The 19,609-nt window shown below is 69.5% G+C and carries 19 protein-coding genes; 14 read left to right on the forward strand and 5 right to left on the reverse strand.

Annotated features, from left to right (window positions below):
- The first annotated feature begins 23 nt into the window (after positions 1-23).
- From O7632_RS07175 to O7632_RS07195, 5 genes are all read left to right on the forward strand, one after another.
- On the forward strand, positions 24-2,627 hold the full coding sequence (locus O7632_RS07175; RefSeq protein ID WP_278112448.1) for a bifunctional FO biosynthesis protein CofGH: 2,604 nt from the start codon (positions 24-26) through the stop codon (positions 2,625-2,627).
- A gap of 240 nt (positions 2,628-2,867) precedes the next feature.
- Positions 2,868-3,119 carry a hypothetical protein gene (locus O7632_RS07180; RefSeq protein ID WP_278112450.1) on the forward strand — a complete coding sequence of 84 codons (252 nt, stop codon included), beginning with the start codon at positions 2,868-2,870 and terminating at the stop codon, positions 3,117-3,119.
- A gap of 129 nt (positions 3,120-3,248) precedes the next feature.
- Complete coding sequence (locus O7632_RS07185; protein WP_278112452.1) at positions 3,249-4,634, forward strand: DUF4331 domain-containing protein; 1,386 nt, start codon at positions 3,249-3,251, stop codon at positions 4,632-4,634.
- A gap of 74 nt (positions 4,635-4,708) precedes the next feature.
- On the forward strand, positions 4,709-5,110 hold the full coding sequence (locus O7632_RS07190) for a phospholipase (RefSeq protein WP_278112453.1): 402 nt from the start codon (positions 4,709-4,711) through the stop codon (positions 5,108-5,110).
- Between the two features lie 396 nt (positions 5,111-5,506).
- Complete coding sequence (locus tag O7632_RS07195; protein WP_278112455.1) at positions 5,507-5,764, forward strand: WhiB family transcriptional regulator; 258 nt, start codon at positions 5,507-5,509, stop codon at positions 5,762-5,764.
- Between the two features lie 351 nt (positions 5,765-6,115).
- Here O7632_RS07195 and O7632_RS07200 read toward each other — a convergent pair whose 3' ends face one another.
- Entirely contained in the window at positions 6,116-6,481 is a 366-nt protein-coding gene (locus O7632_RS07200; RefSeq protein WP_278119902.1) for a metallopeptidase family protein, read from the reverse strand.
- 220 nt (positions 6,482-6,701) lie between these two features.
- On the opposite strand from O7632_RS07200, the gene O7632_RS07205 reads away from it, so the two are divergent.
- Positions 6,702-7,073 (forward strand): DUF3499 domain-containing protein, encoded by a 372-nt coding sequence (locus O7632_RS07205; protein ID WP_278112457.1) that lies wholly within the window; start codon positions 6,702-6,704, stop codon positions 7,071-7,073.
- Between the two features lie 96 nt (positions 7,074-7,169).
- On the opposite strand, the gene O7632_RS07210 is transcribed toward O7632_RS07205, so the two are convergent.
- Together O7632_RS07210 and O7632_RS07215 are read right to left on the reverse strand one after the other, a co-directional pair.
- Positions 7,170-8,519 carry an FAD-binding oxidoreductase gene (locus tag O7632_RS07210; RefSeq protein ID WP_278119904.1) on the reverse strand — a complete coding sequence of 450 codons (1,350 nt, stop codon included), beginning with the start codon at positions 8,517-8,519 and terminating at the stop codon, positions 7,170-7,172.
- Between the two features lie 126 nt (positions 8,520-8,645).
- On the reverse strand, positions 8,646-9,992 hold the full coding sequence (locus O7632_RS07215) for an aspartate aminotransferase family protein (RefSeq protein ID WP_278112458.1): 1,347 nt from the start codon (positions 9,990-9,992) through the stop codon (positions 8,646-8,648).
- A gap of 315 nt (positions 9,993-10,307) precedes the next feature.
- Between O7632_RS07215 and O7632_RS07220 the strand changes: the two genes are divergently transcribed.
- Together O7632_RS07220 and O7632_RS07225 are read left to right on the forward strand one after the other, a co-directional pair.
- Positions 10,308-10,592 (forward strand): type II toxin-antitoxin system Phd/YefM family antitoxin, encoded by a 285-nt coding sequence (locus O7632_RS07220; RefSeq protein WP_278112460.1) that lies wholly within the window; start codon positions 10,308-10,310, stop codon positions 10,590-10,592.
- Positions 10,592-10,897, forward strand: a complete 306-nt coding sequence (locus O7632_RS07225) for a type II toxin-antitoxin system RelE/ParE family toxin (RefSeq protein WP_278112462.1) — start codon at positions 10,592-10,594, stop codon at positions 10,895-10,897. Before O7632_RS07220 ends, O7632_RS07225 begins: the two co-directional genes overlap by 1 nt.
- 133 nt (positions 10,898-11,030) lie before the next feature.
- Here the strand turns inward: O7632_RS07225 and O7632_RS07230 are convergent, their stop codons facing one another.
- On the reverse strand, positions 11,031-11,945 hold the full coding sequence (locus O7632_RS07230) for an SPFH domain-containing protein (protein WP_278112464.1): 915 nt from the start codon (positions 11,943-11,945) through the stop codon (positions 11,031-11,033).
- A gap of 97 nt (positions 11,946-12,042) precedes the next feature.
- Complete coding sequence (locus tag O7632_RS07235; protein WP_278112465.1) at positions 12,043-12,525, reverse strand: Lrp/AsnC family transcriptional regulator; 483 nt, start codon at positions 12,523-12,525, stop codon at positions 12,043-12,045.
- 238 nt (positions 12,526-12,763) lie between these two features.
- Here O7632_RS07235 and O7632_RS07240 point away from each other — a divergent pair, with 238 nt between their 5' ends.
- The 6 genes from O7632_RS07240 to speB are packed head-to-tail and all read left to right on the forward strand — an operon-like array spanning position 12,764 to position 19,181.
- On the forward strand, positions 12,764-14,002 hold the full coding sequence (locus O7632_RS07240; protein WP_278112467.1) for a spermidine/putrescine ABC transporter substrate-binding protein: 1,239 nt from the start codon (positions 12,764-12,766) through the stop codon (positions 14,000-14,002).
- A gap of 11 nt (positions 14,003-14,013) precedes the next feature.
- Positions 14,014-15,177 carry an ABC transporter ATP-binding protein gene (locus O7632_RS07245; RefSeq protein ID WP_278112469.1) on the forward strand — a complete coding sequence of 388 codons (1,164 nt, stop codon included), beginning with the start codon at positions 14,014-14,016 and terminating at the stop codon, positions 15,175-15,177.
- Complete coding sequence (locus tag O7632_RS07250; protein ID WP_278112471.1) at positions 15,174-16,082, forward strand: ABC transporter permease; 909 nt, start codon at positions 15,174-15,176, stop codon at positions 16,080-16,082. Before O7632_RS07245 ends, O7632_RS07250 begins: the two co-directional genes overlap by 4 nt.
- The gene (locus O7632_RS07255; protein WP_278112473.1) at positions 16,082-16,891 is read left to right on the forward strand and encodes an ABC transporter permease; all 810 of its coding nucleotides are present in this window, start codon (positions 16,082-16,084) and stop codon (positions 16,889-16,891) included. Before O7632_RS07250 ends, O7632_RS07255 begins: the two co-directional genes overlap by 1 nt.
- Positions 16,892-16,905: 14 nt before the next feature.
- The gene (locus O7632_RS07260) at positions 16,906-18,165 is read left to right on the forward strand and encodes a saccharopine dehydrogenase C-terminal domain-containing protein (protein WP_278112475.1); all 1,260 of its coding nucleotides are present in this window, start codon (positions 16,906-16,908) and stop codon (positions 18,163-18,165) included.
- Between the two features lie 17 nt (positions 18,166-18,182).
- Complete coding sequence (gene speB, locus O7632_RS07265; RefSeq protein ID WP_278119906.1) at positions 18,183-19,181, forward strand: agmatinase; 999 nt, start codon at positions 18,183-18,185, stop codon at positions 19,179-19,181.
- The last annotated feature ends 428 nt before the right edge of the window (positions 19,182-19,609 follow it).

Raw genomic sequence — 19,609 nt, forward strand, 5'->3', positions numbered from 1 at the left:
AGCGCACGGCCTACTCTGCACAGGTGGCCGACCGCACCGATACCGCTGCCGTTCACTCGGCACCGGTTGCCAACCAGCACCCGTCCGTCGCCCCGACCAGCGCGAGCATCCGCCGCGCGCTGCGCCGGGCGGCCGACGGCCGTAGCGTCGACGTCGACGAGGCGACCGCGCTGCTCGCCGCCACCGGTGCCGAATGGGACGAGCTACTGGCGGTCGCCGGGCCGATCCGGGACGCCGGCCTGCGGGACGCCGGCCGGCCCGGGGTGGTCACGTACTCGCGGAAGGTGTTCGTCCCGCTGACCCGGCTCTGCCGGGACCGTTGCCACTACTGCACCTTTGCCACGGTGCCGGGGCGGCTGCCGGCCGCCTACCTTGACCGCGACGAGGTGCTGGCTATCGCCCGTGCCGGTGCCGCCCAGGGCTGCAAGGAGGCGTTGTTCACCCTGGGTGACCGGCCGGAGGAGCGCTGGCCGGCGGCCCGGCAGTGGCTCGACGAGCGGGGCTACGAGTCGACCGTCGACTACCTTCGGGCCAGCGCGATCGCGGTGCTGGAGGAGACCGGCCTGCTGCCGCATCTCAACCCCGGCGTGCTGAGCTGGGCCGAGCTTCAACGACTCAAGCCGGTGGCCCCGAGCATGGGGATGATGTTGGAGACGACCGCGACCCGGCTGTGGTCCGAGCCGGGCGGTCCGCACTACGGCTCGCCGGACAAGGAGCCCGCCGTCCGGCTCCGGACCATCGCCGACGCCGGCCGGGTGGGGGTGCCGTTCACCACCGGGCTGCTGATCGGGATCGGCGAGACTCCCCGGGAGCGGGTGGAGTCGCTGTTCGCGATCCGTGCCGCCGCTCGGGAGTACGGACACGTCCAGGAGGTCATCCTGCAGAACTTCCGCGCCAAGCCGGACACGGCGATGCGGGGGATGCCGGACGCCGAGCTGCGTGACCTGGCCGCCACCATCGCGGTGGCCAGGATCCTGCTCGGGCCCAGGGCCCGGATCCAGGCGCCGCCGAACTTGGCGGCCGGGGAGTACGCGTTGCTGCTGCGGGCCGGTATCGACGACTGGGGCGGGGTGTCGCCGGTGACCCCGGATCACGTGAATCCAGAGCGGCCGTGGCCGCAGATCGAGGAGTTGGCCCGGCGCAGCGCCGAAGCCGGGTTCGTGCTTCGGGAGCGGTTGACCATCTATCCCGAGTATCTGCTGCGGGCGGAGAGCTGGCTCGACCCTCGGATGGCGCCCCACGTCACCGCGTTGGCCGACCCGTCGACCGGTCTCGCCGACGAGTCCGCGCGGCCGGTGGGGCGGCCGTGGCAGGAGCCGGACGAGGGGTTCACCCCGACCGGGCGGACCGACCTGCACGCGACGATCGACACGACGGGCCGGACGGCGGATCGGCGGGGCGACTTCGATCATGTCTACGGCGACTGGTCCGAGGTCGCCGACCGGCTGTCGCCGGGTGCCGGGACCGGGACAACGCCGACCGGTCAGGCGCGGCCGACATCGGACGGCGGTGGCGACGCCGACCTGCGGACCGGGCTACGCCTCGTGGCGGACGATCCGGCGGCATTGCTGGAACCTCGGCACACGGACGCGGCGCTGGCGTTGTTCGGCGCCGACGGCCCGGCGCTCGACACGCTGTGTCGGATCGCCGACCAGGTACGTGCCGATACGGTCGGTGACGACGTCACCTACGTGATCAACCGCAACATCAACTTTTCCAACGTCTGTTACGTCGGCTGCCGGTTCTGCGCGTTCGCCCAGCGCGAGCGGGACTCGGACGCGTTCCGGCTCTCCGCCGAGCAGGTCGCCGACCGCGCGGAGGAGGCCTGGCAGGCCGGGGCGACCGAGGTCTGCATGCAGGGCGGCATCGACCCGAAGCTACCGGTTACGGCGTACGCGGACCTGGTCCGGGCGGTGAAGGCACGGGTACCCGGCCTGCACGTGCACGCGTTCTCGCCGATGGAGATCGTGACGGCGGCGGCGAAGGCCGGCATGCCGGTCCGTGAGTGGCTGATCATGCTCCGGGAGGCCGGCCTGGACACCATTCCCGGCACCGCCGCGGAGATCCTCGACGACGACGTACGGTGGGTGTTGACCAAGGGCAAACTGCCGGCGGCCACCTGGGTCGAGGTGGTGACCACGGCTCACGAGGTGGGGCTGCGGTCCAGCTCGACCATGATGTACGGGCACGTAGACCATCCGGGTCAGTGGCTGGCGCACTTCCGGGTGCTGGCCGGGGTGCAGGACCGGACCGGCGGGTTCACCGAGTTCGTCGCGCTGCCGTTCGTGCACACCAACGCCCCGATCTATCTGGCCGGGATCGCCCGGCCGGGCCCCACGTGGCGGGAGAACCGGGCCGTGCACGCGATGGCCCGGCTGTTGCTGCACGGTCGGATCGACAACATCCAGTGTTCCTGGGTGAAGCTCGGTGACGAGGGTACGGTCGCGATGCTGCGCGGCGGCTGCAACGATCTCGGGGGCACCCTGATGGAGGAGACGATCTCGCGGATGGCGGGTTCGGCCAACGGTTCGGCCCGTACGGTGGAGCAGTTGACGGCGATCGCGGCGGCGGCGGGCCGGCCGGCGGTACAGCGGACCACGGCGTACCAGCGCTCGGCCCCAAGCTGACGCGGCGCGGACCTACCTACCTACCTGCCCGCGCCCTGCGGCGGGCCCGACAGCACCGGACAAAAGCCGTCGTCCGTTGATCGAACTGACTCGGCCCGCTGGCCGTATGGATAGTTGTCGGCGGTCACAGGCAACCGATGGATCTCCTCGCCGGCACAGGTCCCATCGCGACAGTGGGTCAGTGGCGCTGACCCGCCGGAAAGGTTGTCCATGAGAACCGACCAGCGGAAACGATCAAGGTTGAGGATCTCCCGCCGGCAGGTACTGACCGTCGCGGCCAGTGCTGGTGTCGGCGCGGCGGCGGTCAGCGTCACCGGTCTTTCGTCGGCTGTGGACAGCCGGCTGACCGGCTCCTCGGGCGACGAGGCGATCGTGGTGCACCTGCGGGACGTGTCGACCGGTACGTTGGACGTCTTCGTCGGAGCGTCGCGGATCGAGGTTCGCGACAAAGGGCTCGCCGCGCGTCTGCGGCGCGCCGCGCGTCGGGGCTGACCCCAGCCTACCGCGTTTCTCGGGCGCGCTCCGATCGAGCAATCGAGCACCGGGTATTTGAGCGTCGGGCATCGAGCACCGATCAACACCGAGCACCGATCACTTGAGGCTATGTGAGGTAGGTCCACCATGTCTTCGCACCGTGAATCTCCGGAGATATCCAAAGACCCGGTCGCCGACAGTACCGACGTCTACGCGTTCGTCAGTCCGGACCGGCCGGACACCGTGACGTTGATCGCCAACTATCTGCCGTTCCAGGTTCCGTCTGGTGGGCCGAACTTCTTCGAGTTCGGTGACGATGTGCTCTATGAGATCCATATCGACAACAATGGCGACGGTCATCCGGACATCACGTACCAGTTTCGTTTCCAGACGGAGATTACCAACGAGAACACTTTTCTCTACAACACTGGCCCGATCGACGCCCTGGACAGCGAGAACTGGAACCGCCGGCAGTTCTACAGCGTGACCCGCGTGGATGCTGGTGGCAGGTCGCACGTGCTGGCTCGCAAGGTCCCCTGCCCGCCCTGCAACATCGGACCGTTGTCGACCCCGGAGTACGCCGCACTGGCCAGATCCGCCACGTTCCAGCTGAAGAGCGGCGAGCGGATCTTCGCCGGGCAGCGAGCCGAGGGCTTCTTCGTCGACCTCGGGGCCATCTTCGATCTCGGCAACCTGCGTCCGTTCCAGCAACTGCACGTGGTCGGCAAGGACATCTTCAACGCCGCCGACGAGCCGGTCAACGCCACCGACCGGGTCAACGTGTCCAGCATCGCGCTGCAGATCCCGATCAGCTCCGTCGTCGGCGGCAGCAAGTACAGAGCGGACGATCACCGGTCGGTGATCGGCGTGTGGACCTCCGCCGGCCGTCAACAGGTACGGGTATTGGGAGCTGCCAAGTCGGCTGACGTCAATGTCGGTCCGATCGCTCAGGTGTCGCGCCTGGGTAATCCGCTGTTCAACGAGGTCATCGTTCCGATGGCGCAGAAGGATCTGTGGAATTCGTTGCCGCCGGCCGAGGACAAGCGGTTCGTTGGTCTGGTGGAGAAACCGGAACTGGCCCAGCTGCTGCCGGTGCTCTATCCGGATGTGTTCCCCAATCTGGCCGAGCTCAACGAGTCGGGTAAGCCGCGCGCCGATCTGGTGGCGATCCTGCTGACCGGTATCCCGGCCGGGTTGATCGACGGGTTCCAGAACAACACCGGCGACGTGCAGGCCGACATGCTGCGGTTGAACACCGCGATCCCGCCGTCGCGTCGGCCGAGCCGGTTCGGCCTGCTCGGCGGTGACCTCGCGGGATTCCCGAACGGGCGGCGGGTCACCGACGACGTCGTCACGATCTCGCTGCGCGCGATCGCGGGCCTGACGTTCCCGCTGATCGACAAGAACTTCACTCCTGACGACGCGGCGGGTGCCGTGACGCACGGGCTGAGCGCCGCCGACGTCACCGCCCCGTTCCTCAAGCACTTTCCCTATCTCGGAGTGCCGTACGACGGATTCAACAACCCGTCCTGACCTGACGGCGCGTACACCAGACGGCCATACACCAGACGGCCCATACCAGACGGCGCAGACACCAGGAGGTGGCCATGCACGAGCACAGCCTCGCCCCGTCGGAGACGGGAAGTGTCGTTCTCGACATCGGGGGCGACATGGGCGCACTGATCATCTACACCGGACAGGAGTTCCACGGTCGGGAGATCGAGATCAGCCCGGTGCCCGACTCGTACCAGGCCGACTCGGGCATCGGGCCGGACGCGCCGACCGACGCCCACGCGGTACCCCGTACCCATGCCGCCGTCCGCGAGCGGCAGGTGCACGACGGCATCTTCTACAGCGCGGTCTACACCGATCTGCGGGCCGGTCGGTACACGGTGTGGCGTTCCGACGACGTGCCGGCGGGTCAGGTGATGGTCACCGGGGGTGCGGTGACCGAGTTCGTCTGGCCGCAGCACGCCAGCGCCGGGCGGCTGATCCGGCGGACGGTGTGATTTAGGGCTAATAAGACAATTTGTCTACTGAGTCGGTACCGCATTGGCGGTACCGACTCAGTGGCATGTGTTCAGCCGTACGCGGGTGTCGGTTCGGGTGTTCGGTCACCGTGTCGGTGACCGCGACGCGCCGGTGGCGCGTTACCCGGTGGGGGTCTGAATCGATAGGGCAGGTTGCGGGCCGGATGACTGCCGCAGGTCAGTTGTTCGGTGCCGTGTGGGGGAAGCCTACTTACCAGGTTCGTCTTGACGACGCACGCATTACACGCGTGTAATTTCACTGGGGTCGCTCGGACGGGCTGCATCAAAACCGGATCGAACGGGCAAGATGGACACGCCTTCCGCGTGGGGGGTTGCGCCAGCCGGATCGGGTGGCGCGCGAAAGGAGGCACGCGTATGGATGGTCGGCTGGAGGTTGCGGACCTGCTCGGTAACGCTCCGGAATGGCAGGAACGGGCCCTGTGCTCGCAGACCGACCCGGAGGCGTTCTTTCCGGAGAAGGGGGGATCCACCCGCGAGGCGAAGCGGATCTGCTCCCGATGTGAGGTGAAATCCGAGTGCCTGGAGTACGCACTCGGTCACGACGAGCGGTTCGGCATCTGGGGCGGACTATCCGAGCGGGAACGTCGCAAGCTCAAGCGGCGGGCCGCCTGACAGCTGCGCTGGCCCGGTTCGCCGGTTCCACCCGCGAACCGGGCCTTGCCCGTCCGGTACATACCGTTGTGGACAAGTGCGCTCTAGTGAGCACGCGCGTCCACAGCCCGCAGTTACCGGCGGGCGCTCCCCGCCTGACCCGCTCAAGCGGTGCGGGGTTGACGCTTCGACGACCACAGCCAGGACAGGTCCTGGTCTTACACAGTCTCCACGTCCTTTCGACCTCGAAAGGTCCGGCTCCCGGGGCATCCCGGTACCGCTGGTGCTGACGTGTTCAACCTGCCGCCCCAGGAGCCGGACGGGTTTGGTTGTCGCCCGTCCGGCTCCTCGGACGATACCACCGAAGCAGCCTCAGGCCAGCTCGTCCGGATCGACCCCGAGCAGGTTGGCCACCTGCTCGATGATCACATCGTGGACCAGGTCGGCCAGATCTTCCCGGTCCATCGCCCGGAACTCCAGCGGACGGCGGTAGAGCACGATCCGTGGCGGCATCTCCTGCCGGCCCGGTCGACCCGGCAGGAGCCGAGCCAACGGCACCTCGCCGTCCTCCAGCACGTCCGAGTCGTACACGTTGAGATCCGGAGGCACGTCCTCGACGGCGAACTCGACCCCGGCGAGCTCCTTGGCGAATCGGCGTTCGAGCGTCTCGACCGTGTCGAGCACCAGCTCGTCGAAGACCTCGGCCTTGGTCCGCGCGAGCGGCACCGTCGCCGGCACCAGACGGCCGCGTAGGCCGCGCCCGTGCCGGTCCCGACGGCCGCGCCGCGCCCGGCGGGGCACCTGGGCGCTACCGGGGGTCGGGATGGTCACAGGAATCCTCCACTCACCAGGTCAGCGTAGTCCGGAAACCGCCGGTTCGGGCGTGCGGGATCAGGACTGCCGGCGTGTCGTGTCGGCAAGCTGGTCGCGGAGCCGGTATTAGCGATAACGTCCTGTCGTGAGGTCACCACGGCGCTGCTCCCGTAACGGCTGTCCCCGCCAGGCCGTCGCCACGTTGACCTATGTCTACAACGAGTCGACCGCTGTCGTCGGCCCACTCGCCGCTTTCGCCGAGCCGCACACGTACGACCTCTGTGAGCAGCACGCCCGCAGCCTGACCGCCCCCCGGGGTTGGGAAGTGGTCCGCCACGAAGGCGAGTTCGATCCACCGCCGCCGACCACGGACGACCTGGTCGCCTTGGCCGAAGCGGTCCGTGAGGCAGCCCGGCCGGCACCGCCGCGACCCGCCGACCCGGAGGACATCGGGTTGGACGTCAACGCGTCGACCGGCCGCCGTGGTCACCTCCGGGTGATCCCGCCGACCCCCTGACGACCCGGCCGGCCGGCTCCGCACACCAGGCCAGCGGTGTCCTGCGCGCCGGTTCCCGGCTCGCGGCCACGGCGTCCTGTCTTCCGCCCGAACCGGTCAGTGGCCGATCAGCCGGCCGATCAACGCTGCCCGCCGCGACGGCCGTCCGGTGCGTTCCTCGGCGGCGTCGGCGGCTGTCACCAGCCGGAGGCTCGCGTTGACGCCCAGCCACCGCAGCGGTTCCGGTTCCCACCGTGGCGACCGGTGCCCGACCCAGGCCAGGCTGGTCAGTTCGCTGTCCACCCCCCGGATCAGGTCGGCGAGCGTACGCCCGGCCAGGTTGGCCGCACCGACACCGTCACCCACGTAGCCGCCGGCCCAGGCGAGACCGGTCTCCCGGTCCAGACCCACCGAGGCGTGCCAGTCGCGGGCGACACCGAGCGGCCCACCCCAGGTCATGGCGACCGGGACGTCCCCGCCGAGCACCGGGAACAGGTCGCCGAGCGTACGGCGCAGCGACGCGAACACCCGGGGGTCGCGGTCGTACTCGGGTCGGATCCGGGACCGGAAATGGTACGGCGCACCCCGGCCGCCGAACGCCAACCGACCATCCGCCGTCCGCTGACCGTAAACGATCAGATGGCGGAAGTCGCTGAACGTCTCCCGCCGGGCGAGGCCGATCCGCTGCCACACGTCGTCGGCCAACGGCTGGGTGGCGATCATCAACGAATACACCGGAGCGACCGCCCGGCCGGCACCCGGCAGCGACGGGGTGTAGCCCTCGGTGGCCCGAACCACCACCGGAGCCCGTACGGTCCCGGTCGGGGTACGCGCCGATCGGGGACCGTACGCGATCACCGGAGTCCGCTCGCAGATGGTCACGCCGAGCCGTTGTGCGGCCCGGGCCAGGCCACGGACCAGCCGGGCCGGGTGGATCGCCGCGCAGTGCGGGGTGTAGGTGCCGCCGAGCACGCCGTCGGCGGCGCATCGGGCGGCGGCGTCGTCGGCGTCGAGCAGGACCAGGTCGGCGTCGGTGCCGCCGTACGCGTGGGCCTCGGCGACCGCCGCCTCGGCCCGCAGCAGCTGCGCCGGCGTACGGGCGATCGTGACGGTGCCGCCGTGGCGCCAGTGGCAGTCGATCCCCTCGGCGGCGGCGACCCGACCCACCTCGTCGACCGTGGCGTTCATCGCCCGTTGCAGGGCGATCGCGGCCACCCGGCCGTACCGGCGGGCGAGGGCGCGCGGCGAGGAGGGCAGCAGGGCGGAACACCAACCGCCGTTGCGCCCCGAGGCACCGTAGCCGGCGATCTCCTTCTCCAGCACCACGATCTGCAACGACGGGTCGGCGCGGGCCAGGTAGTACGCCGTCCACAGGCCGGTGTAGCCGGCGCCGACGATGACCACGTCGGCGATCCGGTCGCCGTCGAGCGCCGGGCGGGGCGTCAGGTCGTCATCCACGGTAGACATCCAGTGGGAGACGCGCCGGTAGTCGTCGGGTCGCCGCATCGTCCCCCCTTCCGTCGTCGCCCAGCCGCAGCCGCCCGGGTTCACCGCCGCCGCCGGGGTTTCACCGCCTGCGGTCAGGGCCCGGTTCTACAGTTGCCGCCATGCCTCGGTGAGCACCGACCGCAGGATCTGTTCGATCTCGTCGAACTGGGTCTGGCCGGCGATCAGCGGCGGGGCGAGCTGGATCACCGGGTCGCCCCGGTCGTCGGCCCGGCAGTAGAGCCCGGCGGCGAACAGCGCCCCGGAGAGGAACCCGCGCAGCAGACGCTCGGACTCGGCGTCGTCGAAGCTCTCCCGGGTTGCCTTGTCCTTGACCAACTCGATGCCGTAGAAGTAGCCGTCGCCCCGGATGTCACCGACGATCGGCAGATCGTGCAACCGTTCCAAGGTGGACCGGAACGCGCCTTCGTTGGCTTGTACGTGCCCGACCAGATCCTCGCGGGCGAAGATGTCCAGGTTGGTCAGGGCCACCGCGCAGGACACCGGATGCCCGCCGAAGGTGATCCCGTGCGCGAACGACGCGGTGCCGTCGAGGAACGGCTCGATCAGCTTGTCGGAGGCGATCATCGCGCCGAGCGGCGAGTAGCCGGAGGTGATCCCCTTGGCGGTGGTGATGATGTCCGGCTGGTAGCCGTACCGCTCGGCGCCGAAGTACGCGCCGAGCCGACCCCACGAGCAGATCACCTCGTCGGAGACGAGCAACACGTCGTAGGCGTCACAGATCTCGCGTACCCGCTCGAAGTAACCCGGCGGCGGCGGGAAACAGCCGCCAGCGTTCTGCACCGGCTCCAGGAACACGGCGGCCACCGTGTCCGGGCCCTCACGTTCGATGGCCCGGCCGATCTCCTCGGCCGCCCACCGGCCGAACGCCACCGGGTCGTCGCCGTGCTCCGGAGCCCGGAAGAAGTTGGTGTTCGGGGCCTTGATCCCGCCCGGCACCAGCGGCTCGAAGTCGGCCTTGATGCCGGGCAGCCCGGTGATCGACAGCGCCCCCATCGTGGTGCCGTGGTACGCGATGTGCCGGCTGACCACCTTGTGCTTCATCGGCTTGCCGACCCGCTTGAAGTAGGCGCGGGCCAGTTTCCACGCCGACTCGACCGCCTCCGAGCCGCCGGTGGTGAAGAAGACCCGGTTGAGGTCGCCGGGGGCCAGCGCCGCGATCCGTTCGGCCAGTTCGATCGCGGTCGGGTGGGCGTACGACCAGATCGGGAAGTACGCCAGCTCGCTGGCCTGCTTCGCGGCGGCCTCGGCCAGCTCGGTCCGCCCGTGCCCGGCGTTGACCACGAACAGTCCGGCGAGCCCGTCCAGGTAGCGGCGTCCCTCGCTGTCCCAGATGTACGCGCCCTCGCCGCGCACGATGGTCGGCACCGGGGCGTCCCGGTAGCTCGACATCCGGGTGAAGTGCATCCAGAGGTGGTCGGTCGGGTTGCCCATGTCGTGGCCCCATCGCGTCGGCAGCACCGGCGCCTGCGCAGACGCCGTCCTGACTACGGTTATCGCACAGATCCGCCGCAACCTGCAAGGTTCACGAGATCAACACTGGCGTTCGCCTACGGTTTGAGCAATCTGAGCAGGCTACAACGACGAAATCCGCATCCCGGACGTCCGGCCCAACCGGTGGTAGTCGTGGGCATTTCGCGGTCGCCCCGACCACGCTGGCTCCGGGCAACACCTTGATCGACTCGCGACGACGATCCGCTGCACCCGACTCTACTGGTCAGAATTCTGACCGGTCGCTAGGATGGCTTCATGGAGACCATCCCGATCACCGAGGCCAAGGCCCGGATCGCCGAGCTTGCTGACCGGGTTGCCCGGGAACATGACCATTTCACGATCACCCGCAACGGCCGGGCCGACGTGATGCTGATTTCGGTAGCCGAGTACGAGTCGATGCGGGAAACGCTCGATCTGCTGTCCGACGACGAAGCGCTTGCCGATCTGCGTCAGTCCCGGGACGATTTCTCCACCGGCGACACGTTCTCGATGGACGAAGTTCGCGCCGAGTTGGAACGGCGTCGCGGCCAGGCGGCCTGATGCCCTCCGGAAGCGGGCGGGCCGACGACACGAGCGGCGAGCCTCCAGGCCCGTACACGGTGATGTTCTCCCGGCAGGCGCGCCGCAACCTGCACGAGGACCTGCCGCTGGAGGTGGCGACCGCCGCAACCGAGACGATCCAACGGGCGATAGCGGTCAACCCCTATCGGGTAGGCAAGCCACTCGACGAGCCCTTTGACGGCTTCCACTCTGCCCGCCGGGGGACGTACCGAATCATCTACCGGATCAACGAGGCCAAACGGGTCGTCGAGATCCACTCGATCCGTCACCGGCGCAACGTCTAACGCTGGTAGCGCTCCGACAGGACGCGTTGGCGTCAACGATCCGGCCGGGCAGCGCGTCGGGAGGCGTGGCGTGCACCGCTGATCAGCACGAGGCGGGTGTCCGCCAGCTGGCCTGAGGCCGGGGTGAGGTCGGTCAGTCGGTGGTCGCCGGGCGTCCGGTGTTGAGGTCGACGCTGCCGCCGGCCGGGACCGGCACGAACGTCGGGCAGCCCTTGGCGGTCTCGTCGGTCAGGCAGCGCTGGAACACCTCGTACAGCACGTACGCGTCCGGGCCGAGCACCTCGACGAGCTGACGGATCTGCTTGAGCTTCTCCTCGACGGTGGCGTTCTGCTCGGTGACCGCCCGCCGCTCGGTGATCGCCACCTGCACCGCCGCCAGGCCGTCGACCAACTCCTGGCGCGGTGTCGGCTTCTGCAGGGTCAGGTTGAACTGCAGGAAGTAGGCCCGGCCGCCGGTGGTCGCCTGCACCGCCGCACCCAAATCCTCGTTGATCGCCGTCTCGAAGGCGGCCCGGGTGGCCGGGTCGTTGTAGAGCGCCAACCAGTCGTACTTCTGCGCCTCGGTGGTCATCGCCCGCTGCAGCGGATGCCCGATGTAGAAGCGCAGCATCTCCAGCCACCGGTCGGTGGTGCGCCCGTCGCCGTCCATCACCGGCTGGAACTTCAGCCCGATCTCCTCGTGGAACTCGCGCAGCATGCCGCCGTCGTCGTCGCAGGAGGTGTCCAGATGGAAGGTCAGCCCGCCGGAGACGGTCAGTTCCTGGTTGTCCTTGGAAACCACCACGAACGGCGGGGACTCGGAGTCGTCCCGGCCGGTGAAGTCGAACGTCCGCTGACCGGCCGGATAGACGTAGTACTTTTCGCCCGGCCCGTCCCAGGCGCGGTTGTTCTGGGTGACGCACTCCTGGTAGGTGGTGCTGGAGAAGGCCCCGGCGTCGTAGTGCAGCGCCACCTGGTCCGACTCGGTGCTGACCGTGGTGCACCCCGTAACGGTCAACAGCAGCAGTGCTCCGAGCCCCGCGATCACCCGTACCCGACGACGACGCATCCGCCCGCCCCGATCTGCTCGACGTGTGCCGTCAGGGTAGGCGGGGCAATCAACCCGGTTACGGGTAGACCGGGCGAAGGACCCAGACGGACCCGGCTCAGGCCGTACCCCAGGTGTAGGTCTGTTTGCGGAGCTTGAGATAGACGAACGCCTCGGTGGAGACGACCCCCTCGACCGCCCGCAGCCGCTGCAGGATCTCCAGCAGGTGGTCGTCGTTGCGGCAGACCACCTCGGTGAGCAAGTCGAACGAGCCGGCGGTGATCACTACGTAGTCGACCTCGTCGAGCTCGGCGAGCCGGTCGGCGACCGCCTCCAGGTCCCCGGAGGTCCGCAGCCCGATCATCGCCTGGCGGGGAAAACCGAGCTGGAGCGGATCGGTGACCGCGACGATCTGCATCACCCCGGCGTCGAGCAGCCGTTGCACCCGCTGACGGACCGCCGCCTCGGACAGGCCGACCGCCTTGCCGATGCTGGCGTACGGCCGCCGCCCGTCCTCCTGCAGCTGCTCGATGATCTGTTTGGCCACGTCGTCGAGGAGGACGTGGCCCGGACTGCCGCCGCTGGACTGCCGTGTGCCCATCCCAGGCTTCCCCTGTCTGCCGAATCGGTGCATTATTCCTTGCGGGCGGTACGCCGCCGAGGCGACCGGTGTTAAGAGTCCGAGTCTGGCGTATTTCGTCGCCAATGGCGAGCTCCGCAACGGAATCCCTTGTGATGCGGTCTTCTGCATGTCAGGATCGGCGTCTAATTGGTCAACTCACCACGCCGTCTTGCTTCGGGTCGGCTTCGCCGGCCCTCACCCCTTCAGGGAGCCGTCCATGCGTAGCCGCCTCCGCCCCCCGCCCTCCGCGCCGGCCGCCGCCCTGCTCTCCGCCCTCGGCGTCGGCCGTACGGTGAGCCGACGTGCCCTGGTTCGCGGTGCCGCCGTCTCCGGTGGAGCGTTGCTCGCCGGCAGCGCCCTCGCCGCCTGCGGTACCCCGGCCGCCCAGCAGACCGAGGACAGCTGCGTCAGCGAGGACCTGTCCGACAGCGAGAAGACGATCGCCTTCTCCAACTGGCCGCAGTACATCGACGTCGACGAGTCCGACGAGAGCCGCCGCCCCACCCTGGAGGCGTTCCAGCAAGCCACCGGGATCGAGGTCACCTACACCGAGGACATCAACGACAACAACGAGTTCTTCGGCAAGGTGCAGAACCAGCTGTCGTCGTGCCAGCCCACCGGCCGCGACATCATGGTGCTCACCGACTGGCTGGCCGCCCGGATGATCCGCCTCGGCTGGGTGCAGTCGCTCGACAAGGCCAACATGCCCAACGTCGTCGCCAACACACTGCCGTCGCTGAAGGCCCGCCCGTTCGACCCGGACGACTCGTACGCCGTACCGTGGCAGTCCGGGTTGACCGGGATCGCCTACAACGGCACCGTCACCGGCGAGGTCCGCACCATCGACGACCTGCTCACCCGGGCCGACCTCAAGGGCAGGGTGACCGCGTTGACCGAGATGCGCGACACGATGGGCCTGCTGCTGCAGGCCGGCGGCCACGACCCGTCCGACTTCACCGACGCCCAGTTCGACGACGCCCTGGAAAAGCTGCGCCGGGCCGTCGCCGACGGGCAGATCCGCCGATTCACCGGCAACGACTACGCCGCCGACCTGGCCCGCGGCGACGTCGCCGCCTGCATCGGCTGGTCCGGCGACGTCATCCAACTCTCCGCCGAAGACCCCAACATCGTCTTCCAGGCACCCGAATCCGGGCTGATCCTGTTCTCCGACAACATGCAGGTGCCCAACCAGGCCGCCCACAAGGCCAACGCCGAGAAGCTGATGGACCACTACTACGACCCGGCCGTCGCCGCCGAAGTCGCCGCGTACGTCAACTTCATCTGCCCGGTCGCCGGCGCCCAGGAGGCGATGGCCGCCATCGACCCGGAGCTGGCCGCCAACCCGCTGATCTTCCCCGACGAGGCGCTGCTCGGCCAGGCCAAGGTCTTCATGGCGCTGTCCGAGGAGCAGGAACGCTCGTACGAGCAGAAGTTCCAGCAGGTCATCGGGGCCTGAGGCAGACCCGGATGGCGACCGACCCGCCCGCCGGCGACCTGCGCCTGGCGAACGTGACCAAACGGTTCGGCCCGTTCACCGCCGTGGACGACCTGAGCCTGACCATCCCGCAGGGGGCGTTCTTCGCCCTGCTCGGGGCGTCCGGCTGCGGCAAGACCACCACTCTGCGGATGGTCGCCGGGCTGGAACAACCGACCAGCGGGCAGGTGCTGCTCGGCGAACACGACATCAGCCGGCTGCGCCCGTACCGCCGGCCGGTCAACACCGTGTTCCAGAGCTACGCGCTCTTCCCGCACCTGAGCATCGCCGAAAACGTCGCGTTCGGGCTGCGCCGGCGCGGCATCCGCGACGTACGCGCACAGGTCGAGCAGATGCTGGAGCTGGTCCAGCTCGGCGGCTTCGGCCCACGCCGGCCGCAGCAGCTCTCCGGCGGACAGCAGCAGCGGGTGGCCCTGGCCCGAGCGTTGATCAACCATCCGCAGGTGCTGCTGCTCGACGAACCGCTCGGCGCGCTCGACCTGAAACTGCGCCGGCAGATGCAGACCGAGCTCAAACGGATCCAGACCGAGGTCGGCATCACCTTCGTGCACGTCACCCACGACCAGGAGGAGGCCATGACGATGGCCGACACCGTCGCGGTGATGCACGCCGGCCGGATCGAGCAGCTCGGCCCACCAGCGCGGATGTACGAGTTCCCGGCGACCCCGTTCGTGGCGAACTTCCTCGGCCAGTCGAACCTGCTGGCCGGCGAAGTCACCGGCCGTTCCGGCGACGACGTGCTGGTCACCGCCTACGGCTCGCGGTTCACCGTGCCCGTCGGCCGGTCCCGGTCCGACGACGGCCCGGTCTATCTGGGGGTACGCCCGGAGAAGCTGGCCCTGGCCCGGGACGCCGACGGTGTGCCGGCCGGGGCGCTGTCGGTCGCCGGGATCGTCACCGACCTGGCCTACCTGGGGGTCAGCACGCAATACCAGGTGCGTACGGGTTGGGGCACCGAGTTGAGCGTGTTCAGCCCGAACCTCGGGTCCGGCCCCGGCGGCGACAACCAGCTGCTGCCGGTCGGCGCCGACGTGGTCGCCTACTGGCAGCCGGCGCACACTTTCCTGCTGGCCCGCGAGCCGGGTGCCGGCGACCAGACCGCCCCGCTGCTCGACGAAGCCCTCCCCGCGTCATGAGTGTCCTGGCCCATGTGGGGGGCGGTGGGGCGACCACGCCACCACCGGCGACCCGGCGGGGGCGCAGCCGGCTGTTGCCGTACCTGCTGCTGTTGCCGGGCGGGGCGTGGCTGACCCTGTTCTTCGCGGTGCCGGCGTTCCAGCTCGGCGCGACCAGCCTGTACGACCCGAACGGCTCGCTGGCCACCGGGTACGCGATGACCTGGTCGTTCGGCAACTATCCGGCGGCGCTGGAGGCGTACTGGACGCAGTTCGGCCGGGGCTTTCTCTACGCCGGCATCGCCACCGTCATCGCGGTGCTGCTCGGCTACCCCTTGGCCTACGCGATCGCGCAGAAGGCCGGCCGGTGGAAGAACCTGATGCTGGTCTGCGTCGTCGCCCCGATGTTCACCAGCTTCCTGGTCCGCACCCTGGCCTGGAAGACGATCCTGTCGGAGAACGGCTGGATGGTCGGCGTACTGCAGGATCTGCACCTGCTGGCCGACGACGGCCGGCTGCTGTTCACCCCGGTCGCGGTGGTCCTCGGGTTGACGTACAACTTCCTGCCGTTCATGGTGCTGCCGCTGTACGCGAGCCTGGAGCGCCTCGACGGCCGACTGCTGGAAGCGGCCAGTGACCTGTACGCGTCCCCGGCGCGGTCCTTCGTCCGGGTGACCCTGCCGTTGTCGGCACCCGGCCTGGTCGCCGGCACCCTGCTGACCTTCATCCCCGCCTCGGGTGACTACATCAACGCCCGGCTGCTCGGCACCCCCAACGAGTACATGATCGGCAACGTGATCGACTCGGCGTTCCTGGTCCGGTTGGACTACCCGCAGGCGGCGGCGCTGTCGTTCCTGCTGATGGCGGCGATCCTCGTGATCGTGTCGATCTACATCCGGCGGACCGGCACCGAGGAGGTGCTGTGATGGGCGCGCGCCTTGGTCGCTGGCTGGTCGACCGCTGGGTCCTCGGCGTCGGGCTGCTGGTGCTCGGCTACCTGCTCCTGCCGGTGGCGGTCGTCGCGGCGTTGTCGTTCAACCGGCCGTCCAGCCGACTGTCCTACGACTTCAACGAGTTCACCCTGGACAACTGGCGGCAGCCCTGCGCCACCAGCGAGATGTGCGACGCGGTGCTGCGCAGCGTACAGATCGGGTTCCTGGCCACCGCCGGGGCGACGATCCTCGGCACGCTGATGGCGTTCGCCCTGGTCCGGCACCGGTTCCGGGGCCGGTCGGCGGTGAACCTGCTGATCTTCCTGCCGATGGCCACCCCGGAGCTGGTGATGGGCTCGTCGCTGTTGACGCTGTTCGTGGCCGGCGCGGTGCCGCTCGGGTTCTGGACCGTGGTGATCGCCCACGTGATGTTCTGCCTGAGCTTCGTCGTGGTCACCGTGAAGGCGCGGCTGGCCGGCATGGACACCCGCCTCGAAGAGGCGGCGATGGACCTGTACGCCAACGAGTGGCAGACGTTCCGCCGGATCACCCTGCCACTGGTGCTGCCCGGCGTCGTCGCCGCCGCGCTGCTGGCGTTCTCGCTGTCGTTCGACGACTTCATCATCACCAACTTCAACTCCGGCACCACGGTCACCTTCCCGATGTACGTGTGGGGTGCCTCCCAGCGCGGTATCCCGCCGCAGGTCAACGTGATCGGCACGGCGATGTTCGCGATCGCGTTGCTGCTGGTGGTGCTCGGCGGCACGGTCGGCCGTCGGCGTCGCCGGGCCGGCGTGAGTTGATCGGGAGGTTAGCCGTGCGGATCCTGCTGATAGGTGCCGGCGGGGTGGGCTCGGCGGTGGTGTCGATCGCCGCCCGCCGGGACTTCTTCGACACGATGGTGGTCGCCGACTACGACCCGGCCCGCGCCGCCCGCGCCGTGGCCCGCCGCACCGGTGACGGCCGCTTCGTCGTCGCCTCCGTCGACGCGTCGTCGGCGGAGGCGGTCGCCGCGCTGTGCCGGAAGCACCGGATCACCCACGTGCTCAACGCCGTCGACCCACGCTTCGTCATGCCGATCTTCGAGGGCGCGTACGCGGCCGGCGCCGACTACCTGGACATGGCGATGTCGCTGTCCACGCCGCACCCGGACCGCCCGCACGACGAGTGCGGGGTCAAGCTCGGCGACGCGCAGTTCGCCGCCGCGTCCCGCTGGGAGTCCGCCGGCCGGCTCGCCCTGGTCGGCGTCGGCGTCGAACCGGGCCTGTCCGACGTGTTCGCCCGCTACGCCGCCGACCAGCTGTTTTCGTCGATCGACCAGATCGGGGTACGCGACGGCGCGAACCTGACTGTCGACGGCTACGACTTCGCCCCGTCGTTCTCGATCTGGACCACCATCGAGGAGTGCCTCAACCCGCCGGTGATCTGGGAAGCCGGGCGCGGCTGGTACACCACGGCACCGTTCAGCGAACCGGAGGTCTTCGACTTCCCGGACGGCATCGGCCCGGTCGAGTGCGTCAACGTCGAACACGAAGAGGTGCTGCTGATCCCGCGCTGGGTGCCGGCGCGGCGGGTCACCTTCAAGTACGGTCTCGGCGCCGAGTTCATGGACGTGCTCAAGACGCTGCACAAGCTGGGGCTGGACTCGACCCGTCCGGTACGGGCCGGCGCGGTCGAGGTGTCACCGCGTGACGTGGTCGCTGCCTGCCTGCCGGACCCGGCCACCCTTGGTGACCGGATGCGCGGCAAGACCTGCGCCGGCACCTGGGTGACCGGGCTGTCCCCGGCCGGCGAGCCGCGCGAGGTCTACCTCTACCACGTGGTCGACAACGAGTGGTCGATGGCCGAGTACGGCCACCAGGCGGTGGTCTGGCAGACGGCGATCAACCCGGTGGTCGCGTTGGAGTTGCTGGCCGCCGGCGTCTGGTCCGGCACCGGGGTGCTCGGCCCGGAAGCGTTGCCGGCCCAGCCGTACCTGGACCTGCTCACCGCGTACGGCTCGCCGTGGGGTCTGCGCGACAGCCTGGCCGACGCCGGCCCGCAAGCGTCGACCGCCGGACCGGCTGGTGTGTCGTGACGGGACGGTACGGGGCCATGTACGGCCCGGATCTGACCTTCCTCGGCGTACCCCGGTGTGATCTGACCGATGTGGACAGCTTCGCCGACGCGGACGTGGTGGTCGTCGGCGCGCCGTTCGACGGCGGCACCTCGCACCGCCCCGGCACCCGGTTCGGTCCGGCGGCGATCCGGCAGGCCTGCTACCTGCCGCACGACGGGTCCCGGCCGTCGCTGGCGTTGCGGGTCGACGCGCTGCGTGATCTGCGGGTGGTCGACGCCGGGGACGTGGAGATGTTCTCCGGCGACATCGAGCGGTCGTTGGGCGCGCTCGAATCCGCCGTGTACGCGGTGGCGCGTACCGGGGCGATCCCGGTAGTACTCGGCGGTGACCATTCGATCGCGTTGCCGGACGCCACCGGCGTGGCCCGGCATCTGGGCTTCGGCAACGTGTCGCTGGTGCACTTCGACGCACACGCCGACACCGGGGACGTCGAGTTCGGTTCGCTGTACGGGCACGGCCAGCCAATGCGCCGGCTGATCGAGTCCGGTGCGGTACGCGGCGACCGGTTTCTGCAGATCGGGCTGCGCGGCTACTGGCCCGGGCCGGACACCCTCGAGTGGATGGCCGGGCAGCGGATGCGCTCGTACGAGATGACCGAGATCGTGGCCCGTGGCCTGGACGAATGCCTGACCGAGGCGGGCCGGATCGCGGTGGACGGCTGCGCCGGGGTGTTCCTGTCGGTCGACGTGGACGTGGTGGATCCGGGGATGGCACCGGGCACCGGCACCCCCGAGCCGGGCGGGCTGACCAGCCGGCAACTGCTCGACGCGGTCCGGCGCTGCTGCTACGAGCTGCCGGTGGTCGGGGTCGAGGTGGTGGAGGTGTCGCCGCCGTACGACCAGGCGGAGGTGACGGCGTACCTCGGTAATCGGGTGGTGTTGGAGGCGTTGTCGGCGATCGCCCGCCGCCGCCGGGACGCCGTGACCGGCGGACCGCCGTGGGATCCGACCCAGCCGTTGCTCGACGGCCGCTGATCACCGCTGATCATCGTTGATGTGTCGGTGCACGGGTGGGACTCGGGAATCGCCCGAGTGGCTGACCCGGATCTGACCGGCTGCTGTCAGGATGACGGCGGGGCGGATCGGTGACGGTTCAGGATGATGCAGTGATCGAAGATCTGGATAGTGGGCGGTCCGTCCGTTCCGGGCGGTCCGTGTCGGCGAGCAGCCGGCGGCTGCGGCTGGTCAACATGCTGCGCTGGCCGGCCTCGCGACCGTGGCCGCGACGACGCGGTACGCGGTGGGGGATCGGGTCGACCTGGTGGTGGACCGGCGTGGTTGGGTGGCGGCGCGTCCGACTGACACAGCGTCGCCGGATCCGGTCAGCCTGGCTGTGGGTCTGGTCGGTGGGCCGCTGCTGCTTTTGCTGATCCTGCGGTGTCTGATCGTGGGGGAGCGCTGGC

The organism is Solwaraspora sp. WMMD406, from assembly GCF_029626025.1.
In the GTDB taxonomy this organism is placed as follows: Bacteria; Actinomycetota; Actinomycetes; order Mycobacteriales; family Micromonosporaceae; genus Micromonospora_E.